Genomic DNA, 24452 nt, shown 5'->3' with positions numbered 1-24452 from the left:
TTATTCTTTTAAAAACCAATATAAAATTATGACGTGAAACAAATAAAAATGACCTGAATCAATCTTTTTAACAGAATTCATTCGATGTCCAGATTGTCGCATTACATGGGAAAATCGAATGATTTCAAGTCGCCCCTGCTTTACAAAATTGCAATATATTCGTCACAAATGGTACACTTCGAGTTGTCCAGTCTCAGGTTCGAGAAAAACAGCTGTAGCTTGATTAGATAGATACCCACTTGCATCTCCCGGGTTCAGGACCACAGTTTTTGAACTTTTTCTCACATCCACTTTGTGTGTGTGGCCGTAAAAAACAAAATCGAAGAAATTCGCTTCTAAAAAAGCATCGATACTAATCGGTTCGTGCATCATCAAAATTCTGTATTTGCTGATAATCAGTTCAGCTGGGCCTTTCTTCATTCTGCCGGAGGATTTCTGATTCAGCAATATTTTTTCTCCGTCATTATTTCCAAACACACCATAAAAATCACAGTCTTGCTTGAGAAACTCGGCAAGTGCAAAGGGAGAAATTACATCTCCACAATGAAAGATGTGAGTTACATTTCTTCTCTTCGCTTCATCAAGAAATTGGCGTATTTTTGGTATATTATCATGCGTGTCTGAAATGATCAACCACATAGATAATCCTCCTTTCAATCAACACTCACTCCAAAACAATTAACTGGAAAGATCGTCGAAGTTATGAAAACAGGCATCGATGGATTGATCAAATCATAAACCAGTAACTCGTTATTCTCGACAATATAAAGTTTTTTATCGAAGATTTCCAGATCACGTATCAACAATCCTGAAGCAATCGTATTCTGACTGCCATCATCTATGTTTATTATGTATACTCCATTATCTGTTCCTGCATAGATGTAGTTATTATAAACACGCATATTCAAGGGGTCTCTACTGAATGCTATCTGTTTGTTCAGAGTAACATCCTGCCCATCCACGTGGTAAATATTGATCTGCCCCTGGGAAAACACATAAACACTTCCTCCCCTGGTGAATGCAAATGAACCGTTAACTCTATCAAGATAGTTTGAAAAATCCGAGAGCGCGTATATACTCACCATTCCGGTATTATCTGCTGCGCACAAAAAGTCATCAACAGAAATTCTTGCAACTCCAGGAAAAGGAAATTGCTGATAATCCAGCGTTTTACTGCTTAATTTTAGTAGATAATTCCCTGCAACAGTATAAAAATAATCGCCATTAAAAGAAGCAGAAAGTGGGTAGGCTTGAAAAATGTTCTGGCATTCTTTAGAAAAGGTAGTTCCATTGTATCTTGTAAATGTACAAGGATAGTGACCAACTGTGATCAGGTATCTGTTTTCAGCCCCTATATCAAGCAGAGTTTCTGAAACCTGTATTTCCTGAAAATTATCGAGTCTGTCTTCATTCCAGTGGAATACATAGATTTTTTCATTTGAAAACACAAATACTCTCCTGATATCACGAACAATTGTGAATGGCTGGGAAAAACCGCTGTGTTTTCCATCGATAGATCTTGCGTTTATGACATAACTGTACTCTTCGCCTTCTTCAACATATGTGTCAACAAAATTTGTTTCCGAAAGATCATCGGTATTCATTTTAACCCACAGATTTCCTTCTTTTCTGTATATGTCGTAGTAATCTGCCCCATAAACCGCTTCCCATTGTATACTTATTCCTTCATCAAGATTTACGGCGGTCGCATTTGAAACTGCTTCCAGATCATTGCTCAAAATCTCTATTGTAACTGATCCAAAGTTATCTATCTCTATCTGAAAAACATTCGTTCTCCCTGGCTGAAGTTCTAATCCATAAGCTCCACTTGAAGGGCAAACCATGATCAAGTTGTCAAGAGAATAGAGCTCTATTCTCAGATTCCATACTGCACTGAGTAGCCCGCTAAAATTAAAGAATGCTGCATTGTTGATCACTGTAGATTGTTCTTCTATTTTCTCCTCGTTACATGAAAGTTCTATATTAATTCGATCAATCTGATCAGAATTAACAGAAATCACAAGCTCCAAATCCGCCTTATTCAACTCTAAGCTAATCGAAGTGCTTGTCGTCTGACCAGCAACAACAGTTACCTGTTTATGTGCAGAATACAAAGCATATCCATGGCTGTCGAGCAAATTTACCTCAATATTCCAGAAACCCGTTTCAAGTCCTTCAAAACCGATCTCTGACTGACCGGGAAAATTGAAAAACTGTTGAATCGTCCTGGAGTCGTTTTGAAGAATTATCAGTCCTTGAACAGCTGTTGAATCAGGAATTACTTTCTCACTGAGGATTTTTACAACCAGAGATCCTTTTGAACTGTCAAGTTTTAAACAACCACACAGCAGCAAAAAGGCCGAAAAAAGTAGCGCCCATTTTTTCATACAAATACACCCCCACTCAAGATTGAGATATTTGTGAAAAAATGGCAAATGGTTGTTCTTTCCTTTTGGCAGTATAAAGAGCCATGTCTGCATTTCTCAAAACAGTTTCAAAGTTATCGCCATCTGCCGGATAAACCGCTATTCCAAGATTGGCAGAAATTGTAAAAATCTTATTCTGAAGCACGATTGGTTTTTGAATAAATTCAAGCAGGCGCCTGGAGAACTCTATGGCTCCTTCTACTGAGACATCATAAAGAACAAAAACAAACTCATCTCCACCAAATCTGGCAACCATATCTCCTCGCCTGATTTCTTTTTTCAATCGGTTGCCCAGAATTTTCAGTAGATCATCCCCAACAGGATGGCCAAATGTGTCGTTTACATCTTTGAATTTATAAAGATCCATATATATAACACATACTGGTTTGTTTTCCCGGCTCGCAATGGCGAAAGTTTTTTCAACGTATTCTTCAAGCATTCTTCTGTTTGGCAAATCTGTAAGTGGATCATGGTATGAAAGATATTCCATCAACTGTTTTTGAATTTTCAATTCTTCCTCCAGTCTCATTCGTTCGAACAATACACCAACATGGCCCGCAAAAAGTTCTGCTATGTTTACAGCTTCCTCATTAAAAGCGTTCTCGTTTTCAAAGTTATCGAGATTCAAAAATGCAACAACTTCATCTTTTGCAATGATGGGAATAGATAGCAAAGATTTTATCTTAGCAACTTTATCAACTGAGTAGAGGAATTCCTTTCTCACCTCATCTAAGTTCTGGGTATTGATCTGGTGCAGATCTTTTATTATTCTGATTCTTCCATCAATTTGCTGCGCCAGTTCATGGGGTTTGAAAAACATCTTACCAGCTATTTTTGGATCGTATCCAGCAACATGCGTTAGAACAAAAACATCGTTTTTCTTCATCAGCAAACTTCCAGCCTGGGCACCAGGAACAAGCTCAACAGCCTTTTCCAGAAGAAACTGATAACTATCTTCCACCTGACCGCTCAAGACGATTTTCGTGAAATTAAGTATAGCTTCCTGACAAAGTGTCCTCCTGTGGAGTTTCTCATGATACCTTTTCTCTAAGTTTAATTTTCTCCATCGGGCCACAAAAGCAAAAATGAAAGTTGAGCATAACGCTATTAAAGCGGATGTCAAAATCTCAAGAGAAGAAATCAATGGGCCACTGTATTCGTACGATGCACCATTGATCTGTATATCATCAAAACCGAGAGAGTTTATAAACTGCTGCGCATTCAGGATCACTCGCGCAAGTTTTCCCGAAACGTAAGCGGAAAGATCCTTTTTGCAAATTTTGAAACTTAGCCTGAAATTTCCATTTACAATATCCACAGTAAAAATTTCTAAAGAATTGAGGTATTCCTGTTCAACTTCCTGGATATATACCCTGATCACATTTGGATATTTATCAATTATCTCCTGTAGTTTTTGCTTCAAGAAAACCTCATCTTCCTGGATTACTGCTCTGTACACATTATCATCGCGAAAGAAGTTTTCATGCACCGTCATTCCAACAAATTCAACAGCTCCCTTCAGAGTTTTTTCCGCCTGTATAATCCTTTGACGCGCTTTTGTGCTATTTGAAAGATAAAAAATGTACAGACTGAGCAGGAAAATACAGAGGGCTATTAGAAAAATCAAAAGTTTATTCAATTTACTCAACAAAGTCTCCCCCACATTTTGCTTTTCCTTTTAATAATAACACAAATTTAAAACAATAGCGTGATTTTTTGTGATATACTGAAAGTGCGTATTACTAACAATTCTGGAGGTGAAACTGTGAAGATTCTTTTCAAGGGAGCACACGTTTTTCCAATAAGCAAAAAGCCTTTCACTGGCGATGTACTGGTAGAAAATGGCAAAATCAGGCAAATTGGCGAGAAGATCAAACCCGGCAAAGGTACAGAGATTTTTGATGTATCGGGAAAATATCTTTTCCCGGGTTTTATCGATGCCCATTGCCATATTGGGTTGTATCCAGAGGGCCTTGGGGCAACGGAGAGCGAAGGTAACGAAATGACTGATCCAGTGACAGCACATTTGCAAGCTCTTGATGCTTTTTATCCAGACGATGTGGCTATAAGTAAAGCTCTATCTGGAGGTGTTACAACTGTTTTCGTAGTTATGGGAAGTGCCAACCCGGTCGGTGGGCAGGGATTCATAGCAAAATTCAACGGAAAAACGGCTGCTGAGATGTGTATCAAAAATCCCGCGGGTGTTAAAATGGCTTTCGGAGAAAATCCCAAACGTGTATATTCAGAGAAAAAAATTATGCCAAACACTCGAATGGGTACCGCGTCGGTTATCAGATCATTTCTTATGAAATCCCAGGATTATATGAAAAAGAAAGAGTCAATTTTGAAAGAAGGCAAAGAATTTACCGAGAGAGATCCAAAATACGAAGTGGGTGAAAAATTACTCAAAAGAGAACTTCCTGCAAGAATGCACGCTCATAGAGCAGATGATATATTGACTGCTATTAGAATAGCGGAAGAATTCAACCTGAGCTTCGTAATTGAACATTGTACTGAAGGATACAAAATAGCGGATATACTGGCATCAAAAAAGGTACCCGTTGTCGCTGGTCCTTTGCTTACTTTTGCAACCAAACTTGAACTCAGAGATATGACAATGGGAGCTTTAAAAATTTTATCAGAAAAAGGTGTTTTAACTGCTCTGATGTGCGATCATCCTGTCATACCACTTGAACATGCGACTGTCCAGGCTGCAGCGGCAATGAGATATGGTGTTAAAGAAGAAGAGTTACTGAAAATGTTAACAATAAATCCTGCCACAATTCTTGGTTTATCAGAAAAGGTAGGCTCTCTCGAACCAGGAAAGGACGCTGACATAGTTATATGGTCAGGGCATCCTTTCGATATGAAATCCGTTGTGGAAAAAGTTTTTATAGAGGGTAATATGGTTTACAGTAAATGAAAGGCGGTTCATCCGCCTTTCAATGCACCTATCGCCAGAGATATTATATTGAAGACAGATTCATCCTGAGGCAAGCACATAATCAGAGTTTTTCTCCTCATTCCAACTGTGGGAGATGTGAGGAGGCATCTTTTTTCCCTGGCAAGCATTTCGCAAACTAATGTTTCAAGTGTGTACACTCTCTGATCGCATATACGCTTCAATGCTATGCTTGAAGTCGCTCCTTCTCTTGTATCAACACCACCAAAAACAAGTAAAAGATCGTTTTCTTTTTCAGCATAATTGAAAATCATCTCGGTTATTTCATCGACATCATTCGAAACGAAAACACATCTCAAATTGAACTCTGACAATCTGAAAAAATTTCTCACTTGCTTGACAAATTCCTCCGAAATATTAACAAATATACAAGTTATTTTCATCTAAAACTCCCTCTCACTTCCAAGGATTGAACTCGCCTTCAAGATACTTTCCTATCCAGTATGCAGCTTTTTTTCCCGCTCCCATGGCCTCTATAACCGTAGCGGCGCCAGTAACAATGTCACCACCTGCAAAGACTTTTTTCAGAGTTGTCGCGCCTGTTTGTTCGTCCGCAACAATATAACCCCATTTATTTATTGATAATCCTTTAAACTGATTCAGCAGAAACCTGTTTGCGTCCGTACCGATAGCTTCAACAACTGTGTCCGCTTCAATGACAAAATCACTATCCTCTATGGGTATAGGTTTTCTTCTGCCAGTTTTATCTGGTTCCCCAAGCTCCATCGTTATGCATCTCACACCAATCAAAGTACCTTTTTCATCACCGAGATACTCAATTGGTTGCGTAAGCCATCGGAAATGTACACCTTCTTCAACAGCATGGAAATACTCTTCTTTTCGAGCAGGCATTTCCTGCTCTGTTCTTCTATAAATAACTGTTACCTCTTGTGCGCCAAGCCTCAGGGCACTCCTTGCCGCATCCATAGCGACATTTCCTCCTCCGACCACAACTACTTTCTTTCCCTTTCTTATCGGCGTGTCAAATTCTGGAAAGAGATAAGCTTTCATCAAATTTACTCTTGTAAGAAATTCATTTGCAGAATAAACACCATTCAAATTGGTTCCCGGGATATTCATGAATTTCGGTGTACCGGCACCAACTCCAATAAAGATGGCATCGTAATTTTGCAGCAACTCTTCAACAGTTACTGCTCTGCCCACAGGTGTATTTACCAAAATTCTAACGGAGAGGGATTTAATGTAAGCAATCTCTCTGTCAACTATGGATTTTGGCAACCTGAATTCCGGTATACCATAAACAAGGACACCACCTGGTTTATGAAGTGCTTCGAATACATCAACCACATAACCCTGCTTTGCAAGATCGGCAGCCGCTGTTAATCCGGCAGGTCCAGAGCCAATCACAGCCACTTTTTTATTTTTATTTTCGGGCAATTCGATTTGATTGTCTTTAACATTAACAGCTTCCCAGTCTGCGACAAATCTTTCCAGCCTACCTATGGCAACAGGCTCAGAACCAGGTATTTTCCCAACAACACACTTTGCTTCACATTGAGTTTCCTGTGGGCATACCCTTCCACAAACAGCCGGAAGGTTATTGTAATATTTGAGAATTTTTACCGCTTCATAAAATCTATTTTCTTTAATCTTTTTTATAAAACCGGGAATATCTATCCCAACAGGACAACCGCTTACACATGGGTGATGAACGCACTGCAAACATCTTTTAGCTTCTTCCATTGCTTCACGCTCTGAATAACCAAGAGCAACTTCAAAAAAATTGTGGATTCGTTCCTGAGGTTCCTGCTCTTTCATACGCACTTTCTTTGCTGGAGGCTTTAAAGCCATGAAAGATCACCCACTTGTTCTTTGAATTTTCCAAAACTTATTTCCTCTTCGTCTCTGTACTGACTCAAACGCTTAAGTAGCTCATCCCAATCAACCTTTTCCCCGTCAAATTCTGGACCATCAACACACGCAAATTTCATTTTTCCATCAACAGTTACTCTGCATGCCCCACACATACCGGTGCCATCTATCATAATAGGATTGAGTGAAACCCAGATCTTTTCTATTCCAAGCTCTTTTGCCTTGATGCTACAGAATTTCATCATAATTGTAGGTCCAACAGCCCATGCAATATTTATTTTCGTATTTTTCATAACCAGATCCATGCCATCAGTTACAACACCTTTAATTCCCATAGAACCATCATCAGTCGTAATTATCAATTCATCGCAGAGATTTTCAAATTCTTCGAGCATGATTACGTAATCTTTATTCCGCCCACCAAGAATTACATGTAATCTGTTGTTGAATCTTTTCAACTCCTTTGCAATTGGCAGTAATGTGGCTATGCCAACACCTCCGCCAATCAACATCACATCTCCAAAATAATCTATTTCACTTGGATTCCCAAGTGGTCCAGCTATATCAGATAGATGCTGCCCTTCTTCCATCATACACAGCTCGTACGTTGTTTTTCCTACCGCGCGCACTACCATTCTAAAGCTATTTTCATAAGTATCTGCTATTGTCAATGGTATTCGCTCACCTTTTTCCCCTATCCTTACCACAACAAATTGACCTGGTTTTGCTCTTTTTGCAATCTCTTCATTTTTTATGATGAAATCATAAACCTGCGGGGCAAGTTTTGTCTTCTTCAGAATTTCGTTGCTCAAAGGGTCACCTCCTCTAAACGTTGTATTTATTTTCTGTCATTGACATTTAACAACTTTGGCGTTAGTATTATTTCTGGACAGCGACCCCCCTATCCCCCCTTGGATGGAACCAAGCTGCCTGAGGAGCCTGTTCTTACAGGCTCCTCTTATTTTGGTATATATAAACTCAGATCTGCTTCTAAATTGCTTATCTTTGCATCTTTCCAGGTAACTATCTTTGTTGGATGGTATCTTGTGCCAACGCCGTAAACAAGGAAAGAAACCAGACCAGGTTTTCCAATAACAATTGTACAATCTCTTGGAATTTCCAGCGAATATTCCGTTTGAACAGCGGGAGATTTGAAATAATAAAATTTGTAAGGAGCCAGACCCGGTTTTAATTCCCTTGAAAAATAAATTGTTTCGTTTTTTCTGAATGTCACCCATACATTTTCCTGACCCATAACGAACAACCTTATGTAACCTGTAGTTGGATCGTCGTAAATCTCTTCAACGATTCGCTCTAAGTCAACGGTGGTGTTCGACAAAAAACCGGAGATTGAAATAAGTTTATCCATCGTAGAGTTGGGTCCAATAAAATTTTCCAACCTGTTTATTCTTTCATTCAAGGTAGTTATCTTTTTCTCAAGTGAAGTTAAGCTCTTTTCGTATTCTTTTTTCTGATTCAAATAATAGAAAAAAGAGAAAACGGATAGAAACAGACCGCCTATCAGTGCCACTATGAAAAGAAAGATCAGAAAAGTAACTATGCTTTCCCTTGTTTTCCTTACCACAATTACCCTCCTTCCAATTTTTTACCAGCTTTGCCAACAGCATAAGATTTCATTACTAAACCCAGCTGTATACAGAAAAAGAGTGTGGAAGAGCCTCCATAGCTGATAAAAGGCAGCGGAATACCTGTTACTGGAGTTATTCCCATCGCCATTCCCATGTTTTCGAAAACATGTAAAACGAAAGTTGCCATTATACCAGTATTGATGAGTTGCCAGAATTCATCTTTCGCAAACATGATAGTGCGAAGTATTCTAAAAGCCAGGGCCATATACAAAAAAAGGCAGGTCAGGACACCAGCAAAGCCAAATTCCTCACCCAAAACAGATAAAATGAAGTCAGTATGATTTTTCGGTACATATTTCCATATCGTTGCAGGGCCTTTGAGATAGCCTCTTCCCAAGAGTCCCCCAGAACCAATCGCGTGCAAAGATTGAATAACATTGTAGGCACTACTTTGTGCATACGTTGATGGCGAAAGGAAGGAAAGAATTCTATCTCTCTGGTAATCTTTTAAACCAAAGAAATACAAAAACGGAATCATTGCAATTATCATAATCAAAATGATCGATATTAGCTTCATAGACGCTTTCGAGCAAACGAGAATGATAAACCAAACGGCAGCTATCAAAACCGCTGTACCAAGGTCTGGTTCAGCAGCTATCAACAACAACACAGCAGACATAGAAATCAAAGAAACCAGAACACGCTTTACAGTCGGCTTTGAAAGAAGTGTTGCACTCACAAGCACGACGGCTATTTTTCCAAGTTCAGATGGTTGAAAATAACCAGCCTTCAGGTCAAACCATCTACGTGCACCGCCGGAAGTTGTCCCAAAAACAAGAACAAGGGCAAGTGAAGCAATGGCTGCAAAATAAACCATCCAAACTGACCTTCGAATATCCCTTTCGCGTAAAAAAACGCTAGCGAAAAGAACAATAATTCCCAAAATGTCCCATATAATCTGTCTTTTCAAATAATTCATACCAGAATCTCGTGTGGCACTGTAAATAACTGCAAGGCCTATTATCATGAGCAGAGCAACGAAAACTGGGATATAAAATTCAATCCTCTTGTTTTCCCATGGCATCTTTTACCATCTCTTCCAATCTGCAGAAACTGCACACCTTACCCGTAGTTGGGTATCCGCAAATTGCACATTCTGATAATCTGGCTTTTTCTTCATTATCTGAACCAAAAAGATCTTTTTTCTGAAATTCTTTGTAAAATCTGAGTTTGACACCCGGTTGAGTTATTTCAAGTTCATTCAACACCTTTTTGTATTTGAGAGAACTTGCATTTTTTGAAAAAGGGCATCTTTCAGTTGAGAAAGTTAAGCGATTGATTAAAGCATACACATAAATTTCTTTTTCTGTCAACCACACCAATGGTTTGGCTTTTTTAATTAATCTTCCGTTAGATTCCAGAACAGGTGCCTGTCTTTTTATATACTCTACCTGCCAGTTGAGAACATTGCCGAGTAGAAACGAAACCTCATCATCCAGATTGTGTCCTGTGATAACAGCGTCGAAATTTTTCTCATAAGCGACCTTATTCATTATATATCTTCTTATAAGACCGCAAATCGAGCATGTTGGCCGTTTAACAATACGAGAAATTTCAGCTACAGTAAGTCCTCCAAAATACTGCTTTCCATTGACAATTAACAGTTCTTCACCTGTTTTTTCAGAAATTTTCTTAACAATTTCTGTATTGTTTTCAGTACCAAGATCTATAAACAACCCCGATGTGGTATAACCCAATTTTTTTAAAACATACCAGGCAACTGAGCTATCCTTTCCACCAGAAACAGCAACAAGAAGCTTTTCCGATTTATTGAACATGGAATATTCGTTTATGGTTCTTTCAACACGTTTTTCAAAATATTCGTTAAAATGTTCCTCACAAAACGCAGTATTGTGCTGCCTCAAACGTATCACAGCAGTTTTCGAACATTTTCTGCACTTCATTTTTTTCCTCCTTGCGTAACTCTTCCACAAATTAATTTTACCATCTCATGTGGTTTAATTTATTTGGTGATGAGTTTATGAATATTAATGTAGTTGGTACAAGTAAAGTGGCTTTCGTTTTATGTAAAATTTTATTGGAGGAGGATTTTTCGATTGGCTGTGTTGTTTCACGTTCGAAGCAAAGAGCTGAAGATTTTGTTGCAAAAATAGGACAGGGGTTTCCAAAAACCTATGAAGAAGATTTCACCTTAAAAGGAGTTACCTTTTTTGCCGTCCCAGATCAATCGATCTCTGAAGTGTATCACAAATTGAAAAATAGATTAGAAGAAGCCAGTGCTTTTCATTTCAGCGGCTTTCTTGATTCAGAAATTTTCAAAGATTTTGATCAAAAAGGCTGGGCTCGTGGTTCGATCCATCCAAATCTGTCATTTGCCGATGAAGAAAATGCCCTCAAATATATAAAAACATGCTGCTTTGGCATAGAGGGAAATAGAGAAGGCCTTCTGGTTGCAAAACAAATCGTAGAAAAAATATCAAATTGCTGGGTTGAGATTCCTTATGGGTCCAAGGGGGCTTATCATCTTGCAGCTGTGATTGCGTCAAATTTCAATGTGGCACTGGCTTACCTTTCCGAGAAACTCTACAAGCTTTACAATATAAAAGGATTTCAAGAAGTGATACCAAAACTCATGATGAGCTCTGTGCATAATATTCTTAAAAAAGGTGTTCAAAAGTCTCTGACGGGACCTGTTGCAAGGGAGGATTGGCTTATCGTTGAGAAAGAACGGGAGATCTTCGTGAAAACGTTTCCTGAATACAAAAAGCTTTATGATGATATGATAGATATTCTGATCAAAATCAAGGGTGAGGTGGGATAATGAACGTAAACAAATTCAAATCTATGAAGGGGAAAAAACCAATAGTAATGCTAACCGCTTATGACTCCGTATTTGCCAGTATTGTCCATCAGGCTGGTGTAGATGCCATACTTGTGGGAGATTCCCTGGCAAACAATGTGCTCGGTTATTCAGATACATTGCCGGCAACTATGGAAGATATGATCCGCCACACGCAGGCTGTGAGAAGAGGGGCGCCCGAGGCTTTTATAATAGCAGATATGCCGTTTTTATCGTATCAATGTTCTTCAGACGAAGCGGTGAGAAACGCCGGTAGATTTCTAAAAGAAGCTGGCGCGAATGCTGTAAAGCTTGAAGGGGGATCTTTTTTTTCAACGACAATAGAAAGAATAGTGAAATCAGGAATACCTGTCATGGGTCACCTTGGATTAACACCACAATCGGTGAATGTGTTTGGAGGATATAAAGTTCAGGGCAAGGGCGATAAATCCGCGAAATACCTCCTTGAAGAAGCAAAAGCGCTTGAAGAAGCAGGCGTCTTTTCAATCGTGCTTGAAATGGTTGTTGAAGAAACTGCCAAAATGATAACAGAAAATCTTTCTATACCTACAATAGGTATTGGTTCAGGTAGATTTTGCGATGGTCAGATCCTGGTTATAAATGATCTGCTCGGAATGAATCCATCTTTTCTACCAAAATTTGCAAAGCGTTACAGTAATCTCTTCCAAATTTCCTTAGAAGCTGTCAAAAATTATGTCTCAGACGTTCAAAATCATCGTTTTCCCTTCGAAGAAAACGTTTTTAAGGCTGGTGAATGAGTTGAAAATACTTCATACTTCCGACTGGCACCTTGGCTTAGAATCGTGGACGGGCTCCAAGACTGTTGATAGACTCGCCGAAACCGAGAATGCGTTGAGGTTTCTTGTTACTGCCGCGAAGAAAGAATCAGTTGATCTGATAATTATAACTGGCGATGTGGTACACAACAAAATTTCACCAAAAATAGAAGCTCTCAATGTTCTCACAAATATCCTGGCAGAATTTTCAAGTCTTGCTCCAACTTTTCTTGTCCTTGGTAATCACGACTGGAGGGGAATCAAAGCTTTGAAAAACCTGCCCGTCAAAAATCTGCATATTATAGATTCACGGACGGAAATATCATCTGGCGAGTTCAAACTCTTTTTCCTGCCATATCTGGATTTTCAAAAGACACTTGATGAATCGAATGACTTTGCTGGCGATTATCTTAGCAGTGTCTTCACAGATATCAGAAACAATATCGACCGGGAAAAAATAAACCTTTTAGCAGCTCACATCATGATAGAAGGTCTGATAGAATCTGAAAGAGAAAATTCAATGGAAGTACAGATTAAAGCATCCATGATACCAACCGGGCTGGATTATGTAGCCCTTGGCCACATACATGCGTTGAGTATTGTGGAGCAATCACCTTTAATGTGTTATGCAGGTTCCCCGATAGCTATGGATTTTGGTGAGGAAAAAGATAGAAAAGGAGCTATCATTGTCGATTTCTCGGGAGAAAGGACAAAAATTAGAATCGTTGATACACCAAGAAAACAACTTAAAACCTTTAGAAAAACAGACTATTCAGAACAATCTCTTGAATCCCTCAGTAATGAACTGAAATCTTTTGAAGGTTATGTGAGAGTCATTTTCAATGCACCGCCGTCGAACGAGGTAAGAAAGTATCTGATGGAAAATTTCGAGTGCGTTAAAAAAGTAGAGTTTAGAAACGAGCACGAAAAAGGTGGATATCAAAATTTAAACCAACAAAAATTTGACATAATCCAACTGTACCAAGCATATATAAAAGGAAAATACGGAAATCTGGAACAACCAATGGTCAAATTGGTTGAAAAGTTGTTCAGGGAGGTTGAGCAAACTGAGGCCACTGACAATTGAAATAGAGAATTTTCTCGGTATTAAAAAATGCAATTTATCTTTCAAAGATGGCGTCTTTCTTATAATTGGGCAAAACGGCGCTGGAAAATCTTCTTTACTTGAAGCAATTGTTTTTGCACTATATGGAACAGGAGTCAGATACGGGAAAAAAAGTCCGTCAGAGTATATTCGTTCGAGATCCTCAAGCTGTCAGATCAAGTTCTCGTTTCTGAGAAATGGAAAAAAGTACGAAGTCATAAGGCGCATCAAAGCTTCCGGCGGTTCCGAGGCATCTCTGTCTGAAAACAACGCAGTTGTTACCACGCACAGGACTCTGGTAGATAAAGAATTGAGAAAAATCATGGACATCTCTTACGACAGTTTTATAACGACATTTTTCCTGCCTCAGGGCAGGGCAGCTCACCTTTTAACTGCAAGGAGATCTGAGATAAATGATATTGTCTTTGACGTGATTTCCCCAAAGAAAACAATCAAAGCAATGCAAGAAAAGATAAGTGAAATAGTCAGAAAACTGGAATCTGAGCATGAAAAATATCAGGCTCGATTAGCAGATTTTAGGGGCAGATTAGAAAAACTTTCGAGCCAGAATCCACACAAGCAAATATCGGAACTGACAAATGCTATTCAAAATCTGTCGGGAAAAATTGACATAAAGCAAAAAGAATTGAAACAAATCGAGAAAGAAAAAGATCTGTGGAATGAAATTAATCAAATCGAGAAAACACTTGAAAATTTAGAGAAAAAAAAGCACCGGGTGCTTGAAGAAGCAGAGGAAGAAAAAAAGATTTCCCTTGCAAAATCCTTGGGAGCAGAATACCAGATCTTTCTAACATCAAAAAAGCAAATGGAATCTCTCAAAGATGATGCCAAAGTACTTGAAAAACAAATCAATAGCCTTGAGTATGAGTTCAAAAAGGTCAACACTCAACTTGAGCAACTTTTCACAAAACAGCAAGATATAGACAAAAGAATTTCCCAATCTACATCCGAACTGGAAAAACTACAGAAAATAGATATAGAGAGCAACGAATTGCTGAAAAAATTGAATGAATTAAAAGCAGTTAAATTAAGAATCAGCAAAGACATAGATGATCTGCAGAATTCTTTGAACAAAACACAGGACTTGATTGAAGAAAAGCAGCGTTTACTGTTTCAAAAGCAAAAACAATTTTTCGAACAAGAGTCTGAATTCAATCAGATTAAACAAAAGGCTATTATCCATATGGCTCAGGAAATAGCTCAAACTTTGCAAGATGGAGATATTTGTCCTGTGTGTGGAAATTCTTATAAAAAAAGCGAATTTTCAACCACAGTAGAGGAAAAGATCGAAAAATACGAATATCTTAAGAAAGCAATAGAAATGCTATCCAAGGAAATAGATCAAATCCAGTTTGAGTTAAAAAATCTCCTTGAAGAAAAAGAAAACCTTACGAGAAAACTCTTAGAAACTCAAGATGATCTTTCTCTTCACGAAGAAGAAATTTCAACTGTTTCAAAAAAGCTTTTGCAAATTGGCTACAGTGACGATCTTAAAAGCAAGATCCATAATCTTTCCAAACAGATACAGAACGCCATGAACAACAAGATCACAGTTCAGTCGGAAATTTCCCAGCTGAAAGAACGATCAGATCAAATAAACAAGCGAATTAGTGAATTGAAGGAAAGATTGAAGAAAAATTCAGAACAGCAGGAAAAAACAGCGAAAGAACTGCGATCGAATAAGGAAAAGTTTTTCGAGAAACTCGGTGAGATCAACTTTACCTTAGAACAATTTGAGTCATATTTTAAAAAACAACTCCCGACTCACAGCGCTGTCCAGGTGCTTCAAAAAATAGAATCGGAAATAGTTTACAACAAAGAAAAACTTACCCAGTTAAGAAACCTAACGAAGATATCCGCACAACAGTGCGAAAGCCTTTTTGCCGAATTAAATAACACTGTAGAATTGCTGAAAAAACAGCGTGATAATTTTATTCGGCAGAAAGCAGTGATGGAACATTTGATAAAAGAACTGGAAGAAATTCGACGGGAAAAAGAAAATCTGGAACGGATCTTCAACCAGATTCATAAAGAATATCAAATCGCTCAATCAGTTAAAAGCACCTTTTCGGCGAGAGAATTTCAGTCTTATATAGCAAAAATTGTACTTGAAAATATCCTCATCAAGGTTAATGATATTCTCGATATCCTGACAGATGGCAGGTTCAGATTATCTATAGATGAAAATGGGTTTGCCGTGATTGATGACGGTATAAAAAGAAATGCAGACGGCCTCTCCGGCGGGGAAAAAACCTTAGTATCACTATCTCTGGCGATGTCAATCGCCGAAATCGCCGCAGGTCAAATGGAAGCCTTTTTTATAGATGAAGGCTTTTCAGCCCTTGACGAAGATAATAAAGCGAAAGTAGCACAAACACTAAAACAAATGGAAAAATTAAACAGGGTAATTGGATTTGTCACGCACGACCCACAGTTTGCTGAATTTTTTGATAAAAAACTTGTTGTCGAAAAAGGTGGTGTGGTGAAATGGATTTAGACAATTACAAATCACTCATAGAACGTATTGTAACAGAAAAAGGTGTTGATGCTATTCCAAAACTTGTCGAGCTTCTCACTGATGAAAACGACGAAGTTAGAGAAATAGCTTTTGAAACAATACAGAGATTTGGTGATAATGCAAAGCCCATCCTTTTGAAAATATTCAAAGACAGAGTTCACAGAGCGCAGCAAAATGATATTGTTTTGCTTTATTTGATCGATGTACTGGCTGACATGGAAGAAAAGTGCATAAAACAGGACCTGTATCAGCTGTTGAGCAGGTACGATAATGAAAGTGCACAGCTTGTAATTTATGAAGCCCTTGCAAAACTTGGAGATGGAGATACGGTGATAGATATACTATGTTACTTTGTACTTGAGGATGAATACAAAGACCAGTTGGCAGAACAGGCAATCATGGCTTTAGCACATATTCCATCAGAAAAATCACTCAATTGCCTTGTTGATGCTTACAAAAACAAATCATTTTCAACAGAGATCAGGCAGGATATCATAAAGGCAATCTCCATGATAACGATGAAAAATCCTGCATTATGGGACAAATTTACGAAATTAAACGAACCAGAGCTCGTAGAAAAAGTGAGGCAATTTGTTTATTGATTTGCCAGAACTTGTTCAATTACGCGCGAAATTTTCAATAAAAAAGCGTCCCTGCCACTTGCAGCAACAAGCTGAACTCCTACCGGTAGCCCTTCGATTTTGCCGTATGGTATGGTTATCGCCGGAAGACCTGTTATGTCAAATGAAGCTGTGAATCTTGTTAATTTTCTCGACAACTCAACAGCCCCTTCACCATGAAGCAGAGGAGCAATCACAGGAACTGTTGGCAGCAAAAGCAGGTCATAAGCCTTAAAAAATTCATTGAAACGATGCTTTGCTATACTCTGAGTATGCCTTGCAAGTGCATATTCTACACCGCTGGCTGATTTACCCTGAATCAACCTTTCTCTCACATCTTCTGAAAACCACTCTGGTTTTTCCTCGAGTCGATTCCTGTGAAATGCAGCTGCTTCAACCTGTGTCATTAAACCATTTGCAGCTGCTACATCCTTTAACCAGTCAGTATTTTCCATTTCAATTTTCATGTCAAGCTTCTCGAGTTCTTTTGAAAACTCATCAACAAGTTTCAAGATTCTTTCATCAGCTTTGCCAACAAAATCCCCAACTCCTTTAGCTACTTTTATCTTTGTAGTTTTTTTACCATCTATTTTTGAATTTCTCATTCTGATCGAAAATGGATCTTTTGAATCATAGCCTTCTATCACTTTCAAAACTATTCGAGCATCTTCAACACATTTTGTTATTGGTCCAGCATGATCCAGATGCCATGCAAGAGGCATTATCCCCCTTAGACTAACTCTTCCATAAGTTGGCTTGAAGCCAACTACCCCGCAAAGCGCAGAGGGAATCCTGATAGAACCTCCTGTATCTGTCCCAATGGCTGCAAGACACATTCCTGAAGCGACAGCAACAGCTGAGCCGCCAGATGAACCTCCAGAGATTCTTGAAGAATCGTGCGGATTCAAACACGGTCCAAAATGTGGATTATTATTAGTAACGCCAAGTGCGATCTCATGCATATTAGTTTTTCCAATAAAAATAGCCCCCGCTTTCCTGAGTTTTTTCACTATAAATGCATCTTCATGCGGTATGAAATCTTTCCAGAATAAACTTCCCCCAGTTGTTCGTATTCCTTTGGTAAAAATAAGATCTTTCAGGGCGATAGGAATGCCAAACAACGGAGGTAACTTTTCCGGATCTGCTGTTTGGAGCATTTCATCTTGTTTTTTTGCTTGCTTCACCGCCGAGTCCAGAGTAAGAGTAATGAAAGCCCCCAATTTTGCGTTCGCTTCTATATTTTTTATGCACTCCTCGAGTACTTCTGAAGGTTTGATTTTTTTCTTTCTGATAAGTTTCTGAATTTCATATATAAACATAGATCCCGCCTACCTTGCTTTTATCTCTGGGCCATTTTGAACAAATTTACCTCTGAATTCATGCTCCTTCATCATTAGATGACTATCAAGATCATGAAAATCAAACACACCCGTCCCAAGCGCAAAATGTACACTTTGATTTATGCCAACGCTTGATTCAGACATGCATCCTATCATCAATCTCAGATTGGCACTTCTCGCAAGCTCAACAATTGAAAGAGCATCACTTATGCCAGATTTCATAAGCTTAATATTCACATAATCCACCGCTTCCTCTTTTATCAATCTGATTACATCAAATCTCGTTCTTGCAGACTCATCTGCCGCAACTGGAAATGGGTTATTAAATCTCACAAATCTTAATCCATCAATATCTGTTGCTGTCACAGGTTGTTCGTACACCGCAACATCGATACCCGCACTGTAAAGTTGCTGAGCGAATTCTACAGCTTGCTTCGGTGAATACCCCATATTCGCATCCACAATATACTTTGCCCCTCTTGTAACTTCATGTATTTCAAGCATCGCATCAATATCTTCCTTAAGATTTTCTCCAACTTTAATCTTTATAACCTTGAAACCATCATCAAATATACTTTTTGCTTCTCTAACTCGATTTTCAACTGTATCGATACCCACCGTCCTGTCTGTTTCTATTTTCTTTAATGCCCCTCCGAGAAGCTGGTAAACTTCTACGCCTGCGCTTTCAGCAAAGGCGTCGAGTACAGCATATTCAACAGCGGCTTTTAAACTCGGAGTTGCGAAAAATTTGGATGTAAGTTCAAAAATTTTGCGATATTCTTTCACGTCTAAACCAACAAACATATCCTTGACAATATTCTCAAGAGACATGAGCATCTCAACTTTTTCCCCGTTCACCCTGAATGAAGGTGATGCCTCACCAATTCCTTTGATCCCACTGTCTGTGACAATTTCAACTTCAACATTTTTTGTCTCCGAAGAGACACTCCCGGTTATATGAAATGGTTTTTCATATTGAAAATACTTCAAATTAAATTTCACATCAATTATTTTGCTCATTTTTTACCCCTCCTGAATTTCCTCAAATTTTACTATCTGTATCTTACTTTTAAGCCTGACTTTCCTATCTTCTGCCTCCGCTTCTCCAACCTGATTGTCTGTGGGATCATCTCTGTAGAAATTCGTTTTTGGAACGAAATCTCTGGCAAAACCTGAATTAGCAACCATTCTAAAACCATCCAGATTCCCAAAATAAAACTGACGGAATTGCTCATTATCCCGTCTCGCACCACCAAAAGAAAGATCTGCGGGAAGCCAGCCATAAGGCTGCACGTAAAACAACGCCCAATCATGTGGAGAAGCAAAATAAGGATTTGCATACCATCCAGATTGCCACCTTGCGGCTATACCGGCTATGCGGCACATCGTTATGAACAAAATCGCCTGAAAACCGCAATCACCTTTGAGATTTTCGGCGACGTACTGAGCTATGTTCTCATAAGTTGCATAAGGCCTAACATAAGAGTATCTTACATGTTTTGTAATCCAATCATATATTTTTCTCGCTCGCAAATATGGATCTTTCTCCTCACCCGTAACTGTATCTGTCAATTTTCTAATGTAAGGTGTAAAAACGATATGTGGCGGTTCTTCGCAAAGGTACTGATCTAAATTTGAATCAATGTTGTAGCCTGAATTGTGAACCCATTCTCTCACGGTATATTCAAATTCTACAAAATATTCTTTTTCTTTCCCTTCAAAGTACACGATCCTCTGTTCAGATGAATTTGGAGAAATGAAGCAATCTTTTTGACTCGCTCTCAAAAATTTAACATCACTGATCTGAAACTCTTCTTTTGGAAAAGGAAGCCATACTCTGAAAAAACCGGCGCCATCCTCGATTTTTGCTTCAATTCTCGCGTGCACTCTGTATTTTTTTGGTTTTGCTCCGCTGGTCAATTCTACTAATCTATCATTCAACGATGATCTCGCTTTTTCGGAATCAGGATCTTTTTTGATTCTCTCTCTGTACTCATTCAGGGCAAAACCTATATTTGGTATAAATCTTTCCTCAAATTTCTTCTCACCTTCTACAACAATATAATCTATATATCCCTCTTCAAGTAAACTGTGGAATTCTTCAGTAGAAAAATCCTGTATTATCTCTTTTGCTTTGACTATTGCCTGTTTTTCGCTGAATGGATATGTTTCAAGCAGTCTATTTATTCTCTCCTTTTCATACAAAAGCCTCTCTTTTTGAATTGGCGATATTCTTTCATCTTTTAACCATCTTTCAATCAGTTTCAGAGCTTTTCTGAAATTTCCCAGACCTTCTTCTCTCTGAATATCCTGTGGTAATGAGCACATCATAAAATGCATATTATCACCTCTATTTAAGATTGCATGCAACTTTAACTAATTCGTATTGTCGCGAACCAAGGCCCAGATTTTCTGCATATTCCAGCTGAGTTTTCCAAGTAACTTTTGGATGAACCTTTAAAAAGGGATCTCCTCCGGTAGATTGAACGACGAGATCTATGCAGGCCTGATCGAGAGCAACAGGATCTGTGCTCGCTGCTATACCAATATCCGGTGCAATCGGGGGCCTGTTCGTATGCCAGCAATCACAATCCGGAGAAATATCCATGATAAAAGAGATGAAAACTGATTTTTTATCTTTCAAAACAGCATAAGTATATTCAGCCATTTTTTTGCTCAGAATTTCAGAAGAACTATCCCATTTTGGAACCATGGCTCCGTAATTGCACATCGCTATACACTGCCCGCAACCGATGCATACATCATAATTTATAGCAGCAAATTTCGAAACAGTTATTGCATTAACAGGACAATTTCTTTCACACATTCTGCATGCCACACATTTTTCGGAAGCAACTACTGGTTTTGATTCAGAATGTTGCTCAAGTTTTCCCGCCCTCGAGGCACTTCCCATACCAACATTTTTCAACACACCACCAAATCCTGTCTGTTCATGTCCTTTAAAATGAGTTACAGCAATTAAGACATCGGCAAGTGCAATAGCTGAACCAATTTTGGCTTCTTTAACGTAAGTCTTATCTATCCTAATCCTCATTTCATCTGAGCCCCTCAAGCCATCGGCAATCACAATCGGCGCCCCAACAACTTCATAGGAAAAACCATTAAGGTAGGCGTTCAGCAAATGATCAACTGCATTGGAACGATGCCCTCTGTAAAGCGTATTCGAGTCAGTCAAAAAAGGCTTCCCACCAAATTTCTTCACCTGATCCACTATAACTTTGATATACTGAGGACGAATGAAAGCAAGGTTTCCATATTCACCAAAATGGAGTTTAACAGCGACAAATTTATCCCTGATTATAATTTTTTCAAGCCCTATTTTCTCAAGCAATAACTCCACTTTTTTCAGTAAATTGACATTCCCATTCGTGGACATGTCTGTAAAGTAAACAATAGCCAAAACAAACACCCCCTGTTTCAATCATTATAGCAACAATTTGTTACCTTAGCAAACAAAAACAGGGGATCAATATATCCTGAATTTGCCAATTATATTTTCAAATTGTTCTGATTCAGATTCCCATATCTGTTCAAAATCCTTAGAAAGCGCCCCATCTTCAATGGCTTTTCTGTAAAAATCGTCCCCAATTAAAAGATCAAAATGATATCTTTCATTGTCTCCGTGAAAATAACTATCCCATCTAAAATCATCAGGATGAATCCGCCGGAGCGTGGATATGACGTCTACAGCAAGATGGAGAGGCTTGATCTCTCTTCTGTCTGTCACGAAAAATTCAAGCCCATAGCATGGCTTATTCTGTAACTTGAAAGCCGCTGGCAAAAATACCCTTTCTCTGAAAACGACTCCAGCAGGCGAGAGTTTTTTGATTTCCCTGTAAAAACGCTCGGAATCTATCCAGGGGGCACCAATATACTTGAACGGATGAACAGTTCCTCTACCGACAGATACATTGACTCCTTCCAAAAGGCAAAATCCTTCGTACAAAATAGTGTGCTCTAACGATGGCAAGTTTGGAGATGGCGTGTTCCAGAGCAAGCCAGCTTCATCATAAAAAAGCGATGGTTCATAATCCTCCATTTCTATAACACACAGATCTGCCCCTATCCTGAACGCGGCATTGACATATTTTGCAAGCTCTCCTGGAGTCATTCCATATCTCAGAGCAAGTCCGTATCCACCAACAAAACTTTCAAACTCCTTCTTAACAACAGGCCCTTCTATTTTGCAAGAAAGCGGATCCGGTCTGTCGAGTACAACGAATCTCACGCCGTATTTGGCACATTCTTCCATGCAATAAATCATTGTGTAGATATAGGTATAAAACCTCAAACCGACGTCCTGAATATCATACACCAGAACATCTATGCCTTTTAGCATATCCTCAGTAGGCCGAAGTTTTTCTCCATACAGAGAATAAACAGGTATTCCATATTTCGGATCGATAAAATCCGATAATTTTTCCCCGTCCGGGGCTGTGCCAAAAACTCCATGTTCTGGGCCAAACAATTTGACAACCTTTAATCCATTTTCAAGAAAAAGATCTATATTCCTTCTCAGATCGCTATTCACACCTGTAGCATTGGTAACAAGACCTATTTGCAAACCTCTGAATTCAGGGAGATATTTTTTGACAAAAACATCTATTCCAAGTTCCATTTTTCCACCTCACTTTATTGCCCCTTGAGTCATTCCTGCAATGAAATATCTTGAGAATATTAAAAACAAAATCACAGTTGGTGCTATAGATAGAGTCAGGCCGCTAAATAAAAGGTGCCACTGAGTTGAATATTCCCCAAAAAATATTGATACTGCGAGTGTAATGGTAGCCTTCGATTTATCATTTATAAGGATCAGCGGAAAGAAAAAATCGTTCCATACGTTCACGAAAGTAACAATAGCCACAATCGAAAGAGCAGGTTTAATAAGTGGAAGTATTATCTTGTAATATATATTGCCAACCGAGGCTCCATCTATCCTTGCAGCCTCACAAAGCTCATTGGGAACAGAATCCATAAAGTTTTTCAGTATGAAGGCAGAAAATGGTATATTCACTGATGAATAAACAATTATCAACCCAAGCAGGGAGTTAGTAAGATTAATACTTCTAAGCAAAAGAAATATTGGTATCACCGCGAGCCTTGCAGGGAGAGCAAGACCTAACATTGAATACACAAAAAGGAACCTTCTCCCCTTGAAATCATATTTCGATATCATATAAGCAAACATAGATGCAAGAAACACTACAGCAACAACAGAAGAAACCGCAATAATCGTGCTATTGATGTAGCCTTTTCCTATACCAGCCTGTCTCCATGCCTGCAAATAATTTTCGTACATGAATTTCGAAGGGAGAGAAAACGGCCTTAAGAAGATATCTCTCATCGATTTGAATGAATTCATAACCATAACAAAAAAAGGTCCAGCAATGATAAAGGCGTAAATCGAAAGAACTATATAAACAATCAACCGGTTGAGTTTTGAAAACTTTATCATCTCTTCTCCCTTCTTTCAACCAGATACACATAAAGTATAGACATGGGCATGACAATCATAAAAATAAACACCGTTACAGCTGCCCCAAGTCCCATATCTGTGTATGCACTTCCAAGTCCGCCAAAAGCAGTTCTGTAGAAAACTGTGCCGAGGACATCCGTCGACCTGAATGGCCCTGCCTGTACCCCTTCAAGGGCATAGATCATATCAAAAACATTGAAACTGCCTATAAAAAGAAGTATTAATAGTGTCCTAAATGTTGGTACAGTGAGCGGAAAAATTATTTTCCAGGTGACCCTCCAGTTGCTTGCACCATCTATATACGCTGCTTCTATCAATTCTGGGGAAATATTTAAAATTGACGCAAGAATAACCAGTACATAAAATCCCAGATTTCTCCACACATTAACAAGTATAATTGTAGTTAGAGCAAGGTTTGGATCACCAAGCCAGGGTCTTGCAAATGCACCAAGACCTATCGCCTTAAGAAATTGATTCACAAGCCCTATTTGGGGGTGCAAAAACAAATTCCACATAAAACCAACCATTACAAGAGGAATCATATTTGGTATATAAACAACTGTCCTGTAAAACTTCGCCCCTTTTATTTTGCTTGCTATTAACAACGCTATAAGAAATCCCAAACCAAGCTCAAGAGCAGAAACAAGTATAAAAAAGTAAATATTGTGAGAAAGAGCGTTGAAAACCTCTTTCGAAAATCCTCCGGTAAAAAGTTCTTTGAAATTTTTAAGACCTACAAAGGTTTTCTCGCCTACACCTCGCCAGCTATAAAAACTGAGCCTTAAACTGTCAAACAGCGGATAAGTAACAAACATGGTATACAACAACATGGCGGGTATAACGAATATCAATATATATCTGAGTTTTACCTTCATTTTCAGCAC

22 protein-coding genes are annotated in these 24452 nt (G+C 38.7%); 6 read left to right on the top strand and 16 right to left on the bottom strand.

All coding sequences use genetic code 11. From position 1 onward, the window contains the following. Positions 1 to 162 precede the first annotated feature (162 nt). From TEL01S_RS02090 to TEL01S_RS10655, 3 genes are read right to left on the bottom strand one after another with little or no spacing between them, the layout of a single operon-like run. Positions 163 to 639 (bottom strand): metallophosphoesterase, encoded by a 477-nt coding sequence (locus TEL01S_RS02090; protein ID WP_012002474.1) that lies wholly within the window; start codon positions 637 to 639, stop codon positions 163 to 165. A 14-nt stretch (positions 640 to 653) separates the two neighbouring features. Further along, complete coding sequence (locus tag TEL01S_RS02085; RefSeq protein WP_012002473.1) at positions 654 to 2387, bottom strand: LVIVD repeat-containing protein; 1734 nt, start codon at positions 2385 to 2387, stop codon at positions 654 to 656. Positions 2388 to 2403: 16 nt separating this feature from the next. Then, complete coding sequence (locus TEL01S_RS10655; RefSeq protein ID WP_051366153.1) at positions 2404 to 4074, bottom strand: sensor domain-containing diguanylate cyclase; 1671 nt, start codon at positions 4072 to 4074, stop codon at positions 2404 to 2406. A 117-nt stretch (positions 4075 to 4191) separates the two neighbouring features. Here TEL01S_RS10655 and TEL01S_RS02075 point away from each other — a divergent pair, with 117 nt between their 5' ends. Next, the gene (locus TEL01S_RS02075) at positions 4192 to 5349 is read left to right on the top strand and encodes an amidohydrolase (RefSeq protein WP_012002471.1); all 1158 of its coding nucleotides are present in this window, start codon (positions 4192 to 4194) and stop codon (positions 5347 to 5349) included. Between the two features lie 8 nt (positions 5350 to 5357). Here the strand turns inward: TEL01S_RS02075 and TEL01S_RS02070 are convergent, their stop codons facing one another. From TEL01S_RS02070 to TEL01S_RS02045, 6 genes are all read right to left on the bottom strand, one after another. Continuing rightward, positions 5358 to 5771: a hypothetical protein gene (locus TEL01S_RS02070; protein ID WP_012002470.1), complete on the bottom strand. Its 414-nt coding sequence runs from the start codon at positions 5769 to 5771 to the stop codon at positions 5358 to 5360. Positions 5772 to 5784: 13 nt separating this feature from the next. Beyond that, the gene (gene gltA / locus TEL01S_RS02065) at positions 5785 to 7200 is read right to left on the bottom strand and encodes an NADPH-dependent glutamate synthase (RefSeq protein WP_012002469.1); all 1416 of its coding nucleotides are present in this window, start codon (positions 7198 to 7200) and stop codon (positions 5785 to 5787) included. Beyond that, a complete protein-coding gene (locus tag TEL01S_RS02060) occupies positions 7191 to 8033 on the bottom strand; it encodes a sulfide/dihydroorotate dehydrogenase-like FAD/NAD-binding protein (RefSeq protein ID WP_028843421.1) in 843 nt (280 codons plus the stop codon). The genes gltA and TEL01S_RS02060 overlap by 10 nt, the downstream gene beginning before the upstream one ends. A gap of 146 nt (positions 8034 to 8179) precedes the next feature. Next, entirely contained in the window at positions 8180 to 8806 is a 627-nt protein-coding gene (locus TEL01S_RS02055; protein WP_012002467.1) for a hypothetical protein, read from the bottom strand. Between the two features lie 2 nt (positions 8807 to 8808). Next, a complete protein-coding gene (gene rodA, locus TEL01S_RS02050; RefSeq protein ID WP_012002466.1) occupies positions 8809 to 9894 on the bottom strand; it encodes a rod shape-determining protein RodA in 1086 nt (361 codons plus the stop codon). Continuing rightward, the gene (locus tag TEL01S_RS02045; RefSeq protein ID WP_012002465.1) at positions 9869 to 10774 is read right to left on the bottom strand and encodes a TIGR00269 family protein; all 906 of its coding nucleotides are present in this window, start codon (positions 10772 to 10774) and stop codon (positions 9869 to 9871) included. Before TEL01S_RS02045 ends, rodA begins: the two co-directional genes overlap by 26 nt. A 77-nt stretch (positions 10775 to 10851) precedes the next feature. On the opposite strand from TEL01S_RS02045, the gene TEL01S_RS02040 reads away from it, so the two are divergent. The 5 genes from TEL01S_RS02040 to TEL01S_RS02020 are packed head-to-tail and all read left to right on the top strand — an operon-like array spanning position 10852 to position 16713. Continuing rightward, on the top strand, positions 10852 to 11652 hold the full coding sequence (locus tag TEL01S_RS02040; RefSeq protein ID WP_012002464.1) for a Rossmann-like and DUF2520 domain-containing protein: 801 nt from the start codon (positions 10852 to 10854) through the stop codon (positions 11650 to 11652). After that, positions 11652 to 12449: a 3-methyl-2-oxobutanoate hydroxymethyltransferase gene (gene panB, locus TEL01S_RS02035; protein WP_012002463.1), complete on the top strand. Its 798-nt coding sequence runs from the start codon at positions 11652 to 11654 to the stop codon at positions 12447 to 12449. Before TEL01S_RS02040 ends, panB begins: the two co-directional genes overlap by 1 nt. A 1-nt stretch (position 12450) precedes the next feature. Continuing rightward, a complete protein-coding gene (locus TEL01S_RS02030; RefSeq protein WP_012002462.1) occupies positions 12451 to 13554 on the top strand; it encodes a metallophosphoesterase family protein in 1104 nt (367 codons plus the stop codon). Further along, a complete protein-coding gene (locus TEL01S_RS02025; protein WP_028843423.1) occupies positions 13526 to 16090 on the top strand; it encodes an AAA family ATPase in 2565 nt (854 codons plus the stop codon). The genes TEL01S_RS02030 and TEL01S_RS02025 overlap by 29 nt, the downstream gene beginning before the upstream one ends. After that, a complete protein-coding gene (locus TEL01S_RS02020) occupies positions 16081 to 16713 on the top strand; it encodes a HEAT repeat domain-containing protein (RefSeq protein ID WP_012002460.1) in 633 nt (210 codons plus the stop codon). Before TEL01S_RS02025 ends, TEL01S_RS02020 begins: the two co-directional genes overlap by 10 nt. On the opposite strand, the gene TEL01S_RS02015 is transcribed toward TEL01S_RS02020, so the two are convergent. From TEL01S_RS02015 to TEL01S_RS01985, 7 genes are all read right to left on the bottom strand, one after another. After that, positions 16707 to 18050, bottom strand: coding sequence for an amidase (locus TEL01S_RS02015; RefSeq protein ID WP_028843424.1), 1344 nt, complete (start codon positions 18048 to 18050; stop codon positions 16707 to 16709). The genes TEL01S_RS02020 and TEL01S_RS02015 overlap by 7 nt on opposite strands. Positions 18051 to 18059: 9 nt before the next feature. Beyond that, complete coding sequence (locus TEL01S_RS02010; protein WP_012002458.1) at positions 18060 to 19091, bottom strand: L-Ala-D/L-Glu epimerase; 1032 nt, start codon at positions 19089 to 19091, stop codon at positions 18060 to 18062. 3 nt (positions 19092 to 19094) lie between these two features. Next, on the bottom strand, positions 19095 to 20411 hold the full coding sequence (locus TEL01S_RS02005) for a transglutaminase-like domain-containing protein (protein ID WP_028843425.1): 1317 nt from the start codon (positions 20409 to 20411) through the stop codon (positions 19095 to 19097). Positions 20412 to 20421: 10 nt separating this feature from the next. Continuing rightward, positions 20422 to 21468 carry a DUF362 domain-containing protein gene (locus tag TEL01S_RS02000; RefSeq protein WP_038051332.1) on the bottom strand — a complete coding sequence of 349 codons (1047 nt, stop codon included), beginning with the start codon at positions 21466 to 21468 and terminating at the stop codon, positions 20422 to 20424. A gap of 90 nt (positions 21469 to 21558) precedes the next feature. Further along, positions 21559 to 22710: an exo-beta-N-acetylmuramidase NamZ family protein gene (locus tag TEL01S_RS01995; protein ID WP_028843426.1), complete on the bottom strand. Its 1152-nt coding sequence runs from the start codon at positions 22708 to 22710 to the stop codon at positions 21559 to 21561. 9 nt (positions 22711 to 22719) lie between these two features. Next, the gene (locus TEL01S_RS01990; protein WP_012002454.1) at positions 22720 to 23547 is read right to left on the bottom strand and encodes a carbohydrate ABC transporter permease; all 828 of its coding nucleotides are present in this window, start codon (positions 23545 to 23547) and stop codon (positions 22720 to 22722) included. Beyond that, the gene (locus TEL01S_RS01985; protein ID WP_012002453.1) at positions 23544 to 24443 is read right to left on the bottom strand and encodes a carbohydrate ABC transporter permease; all 900 of its coding nucleotides are present in this window, start codon (positions 24441 to 24443) and stop codon (positions 23544 to 23546) included. Before TEL01S_RS01985 ends, TEL01S_RS01990 begins: the two co-directional genes overlap by 4 nt. Positions 24444 to 24452: the final 9 nt, after the last annotated feature.

The organism is Pseudothermotoga elfii DSM 9442 = NBRC 107921, assembly GCF_000504085.1.
Lineage (GTDB): Bacteria > Thermotogota > Thermotogae > Thermotogales > DSM-5069 > Pseudothermotoga_B > Pseudothermotoga_B elfii.
Note: the sequence above shows the minus strand (reverse complement) of the source record. Positions and strands in the feature narration are given on the sequence as shown.

What these genes read in the sequence shown, in the direction of transcription:
- TEL01S_RS02090 (WP_012002474.1), bottom strand. Translation starts at nt 639, where the DNA reads ATGTGGTTGATCATTTCAGACACGCATGATAATATACCAAAAATACGC.
- TEL01S_RS02085 (WP_012002473.1), bottom strand. Translation starts at nt 2,387, where the DNA reads ATGAAAAAATGGGCGCTACTTTTTTCGGCCTTTTTGCTGCTGTGTGGT.
- TEL01S_RS02070 (WP_012002470.1), bottom strand. Translation starts at nt 5,771, where the DNA reads ATGAAAATAACTTGTATATTTGTTAATATTTCGGAGGAATTTGTCAAG.
- gltA (WP_012002469.1), bottom strand. Translation starts at nt 7,200, where the DNA reads ATGGCTTTAAAGCCTCCAGCAAAGAAAGTGCGTATGAAAGAGCAGGAA.
- rodA (WP_012002466.1), bottom strand. Translation starts at nt 9,894, where the DNA reads ATGCCATGGGAAAACAAGAGGATTGAATTTTATATCCCAGTTTTCGTT.
- TEL01S_RS02045 (WP_012002465.1), bottom strand. Translation starts at nt 10,774, where the DNA reads ATGAAGTGCAGAAAATGTTCGAAAACTGCTGTGATACGTTTGAGGCAG.
- TEL01S_RS02040 (WP_012002464.1), top strand. Translation starts at nt 10,852, where the DNA reads ATGAATATTAATGTAGTTGGTACAAGTAAAGTGGCTTTCGTTTTATGT.
- panB (WP_012002463.1), top strand. Translation starts at nt 11,652, where the DNA reads ATGAACGTAAACAAATTCAAATCTATGAAGGGGAAAAAACCAATAGTA.
- TEL01S_RS02020 (WP_012002460.1), top strand. Translation starts at nt 16,081, where the DNA reads ATGGATTTAGACAATTACAAATCACTCATAGAACGTATTGTAACAGAA.
- TEL01S_RS02015 (WP_028843424.1), bottom strand. Translation starts at nt 18,050, where the DNA reads ATGTTTATATATGAAATTCAGAAACTTATCAGAAAGAAAAAAATCAAA.
- TEL01S_RS02010 (WP_012002458.1), bottom strand. Translation starts at nt 19,091, where the DNA reads ATGAGCAAAATAATTGATGTGAAATTTAATTTGAAGTATTTTCAATAT.
- TEL01S_RS02005 (WP_028843425.1), bottom strand. Translation starts at nt 20,411, where the DNA reads ATGCATTTTATGATGTGCTCATTACCACAGGATATTCAGAGAGAAGAA.
- TEL01S_RS02000 (WP_038051332.1), bottom strand. Translation starts at nt 21,468, where the DNA reads ATGTCCACGAATGGGAATGTCAATTTACTGAAAAAAGTGGAGTTATTG.
- TEL01S_RS01995 (WP_028843426.1), bottom strand. Translation starts at nt 22,710, where the DNA reads ATGGAACTTGGAATAGATGTTTTTGTCAAAAAATATCTCCCTGAATTC.
- TEL01S_RS01990 (WP_012002454.1), bottom strand. Translation starts at nt 23,547, where the DNA reads ATGATAAAGTTTTCAAAACTCAACCGGTTGATTGTTTATATAGTTCTT.
- TEL01S_RS01985 (WP_012002453.1), bottom strand. Translation starts at nt 24,443, where the DNA reads ATGAAGGTAAAACTCAGATATATATTGATATTCGTTATACCCGCCATG.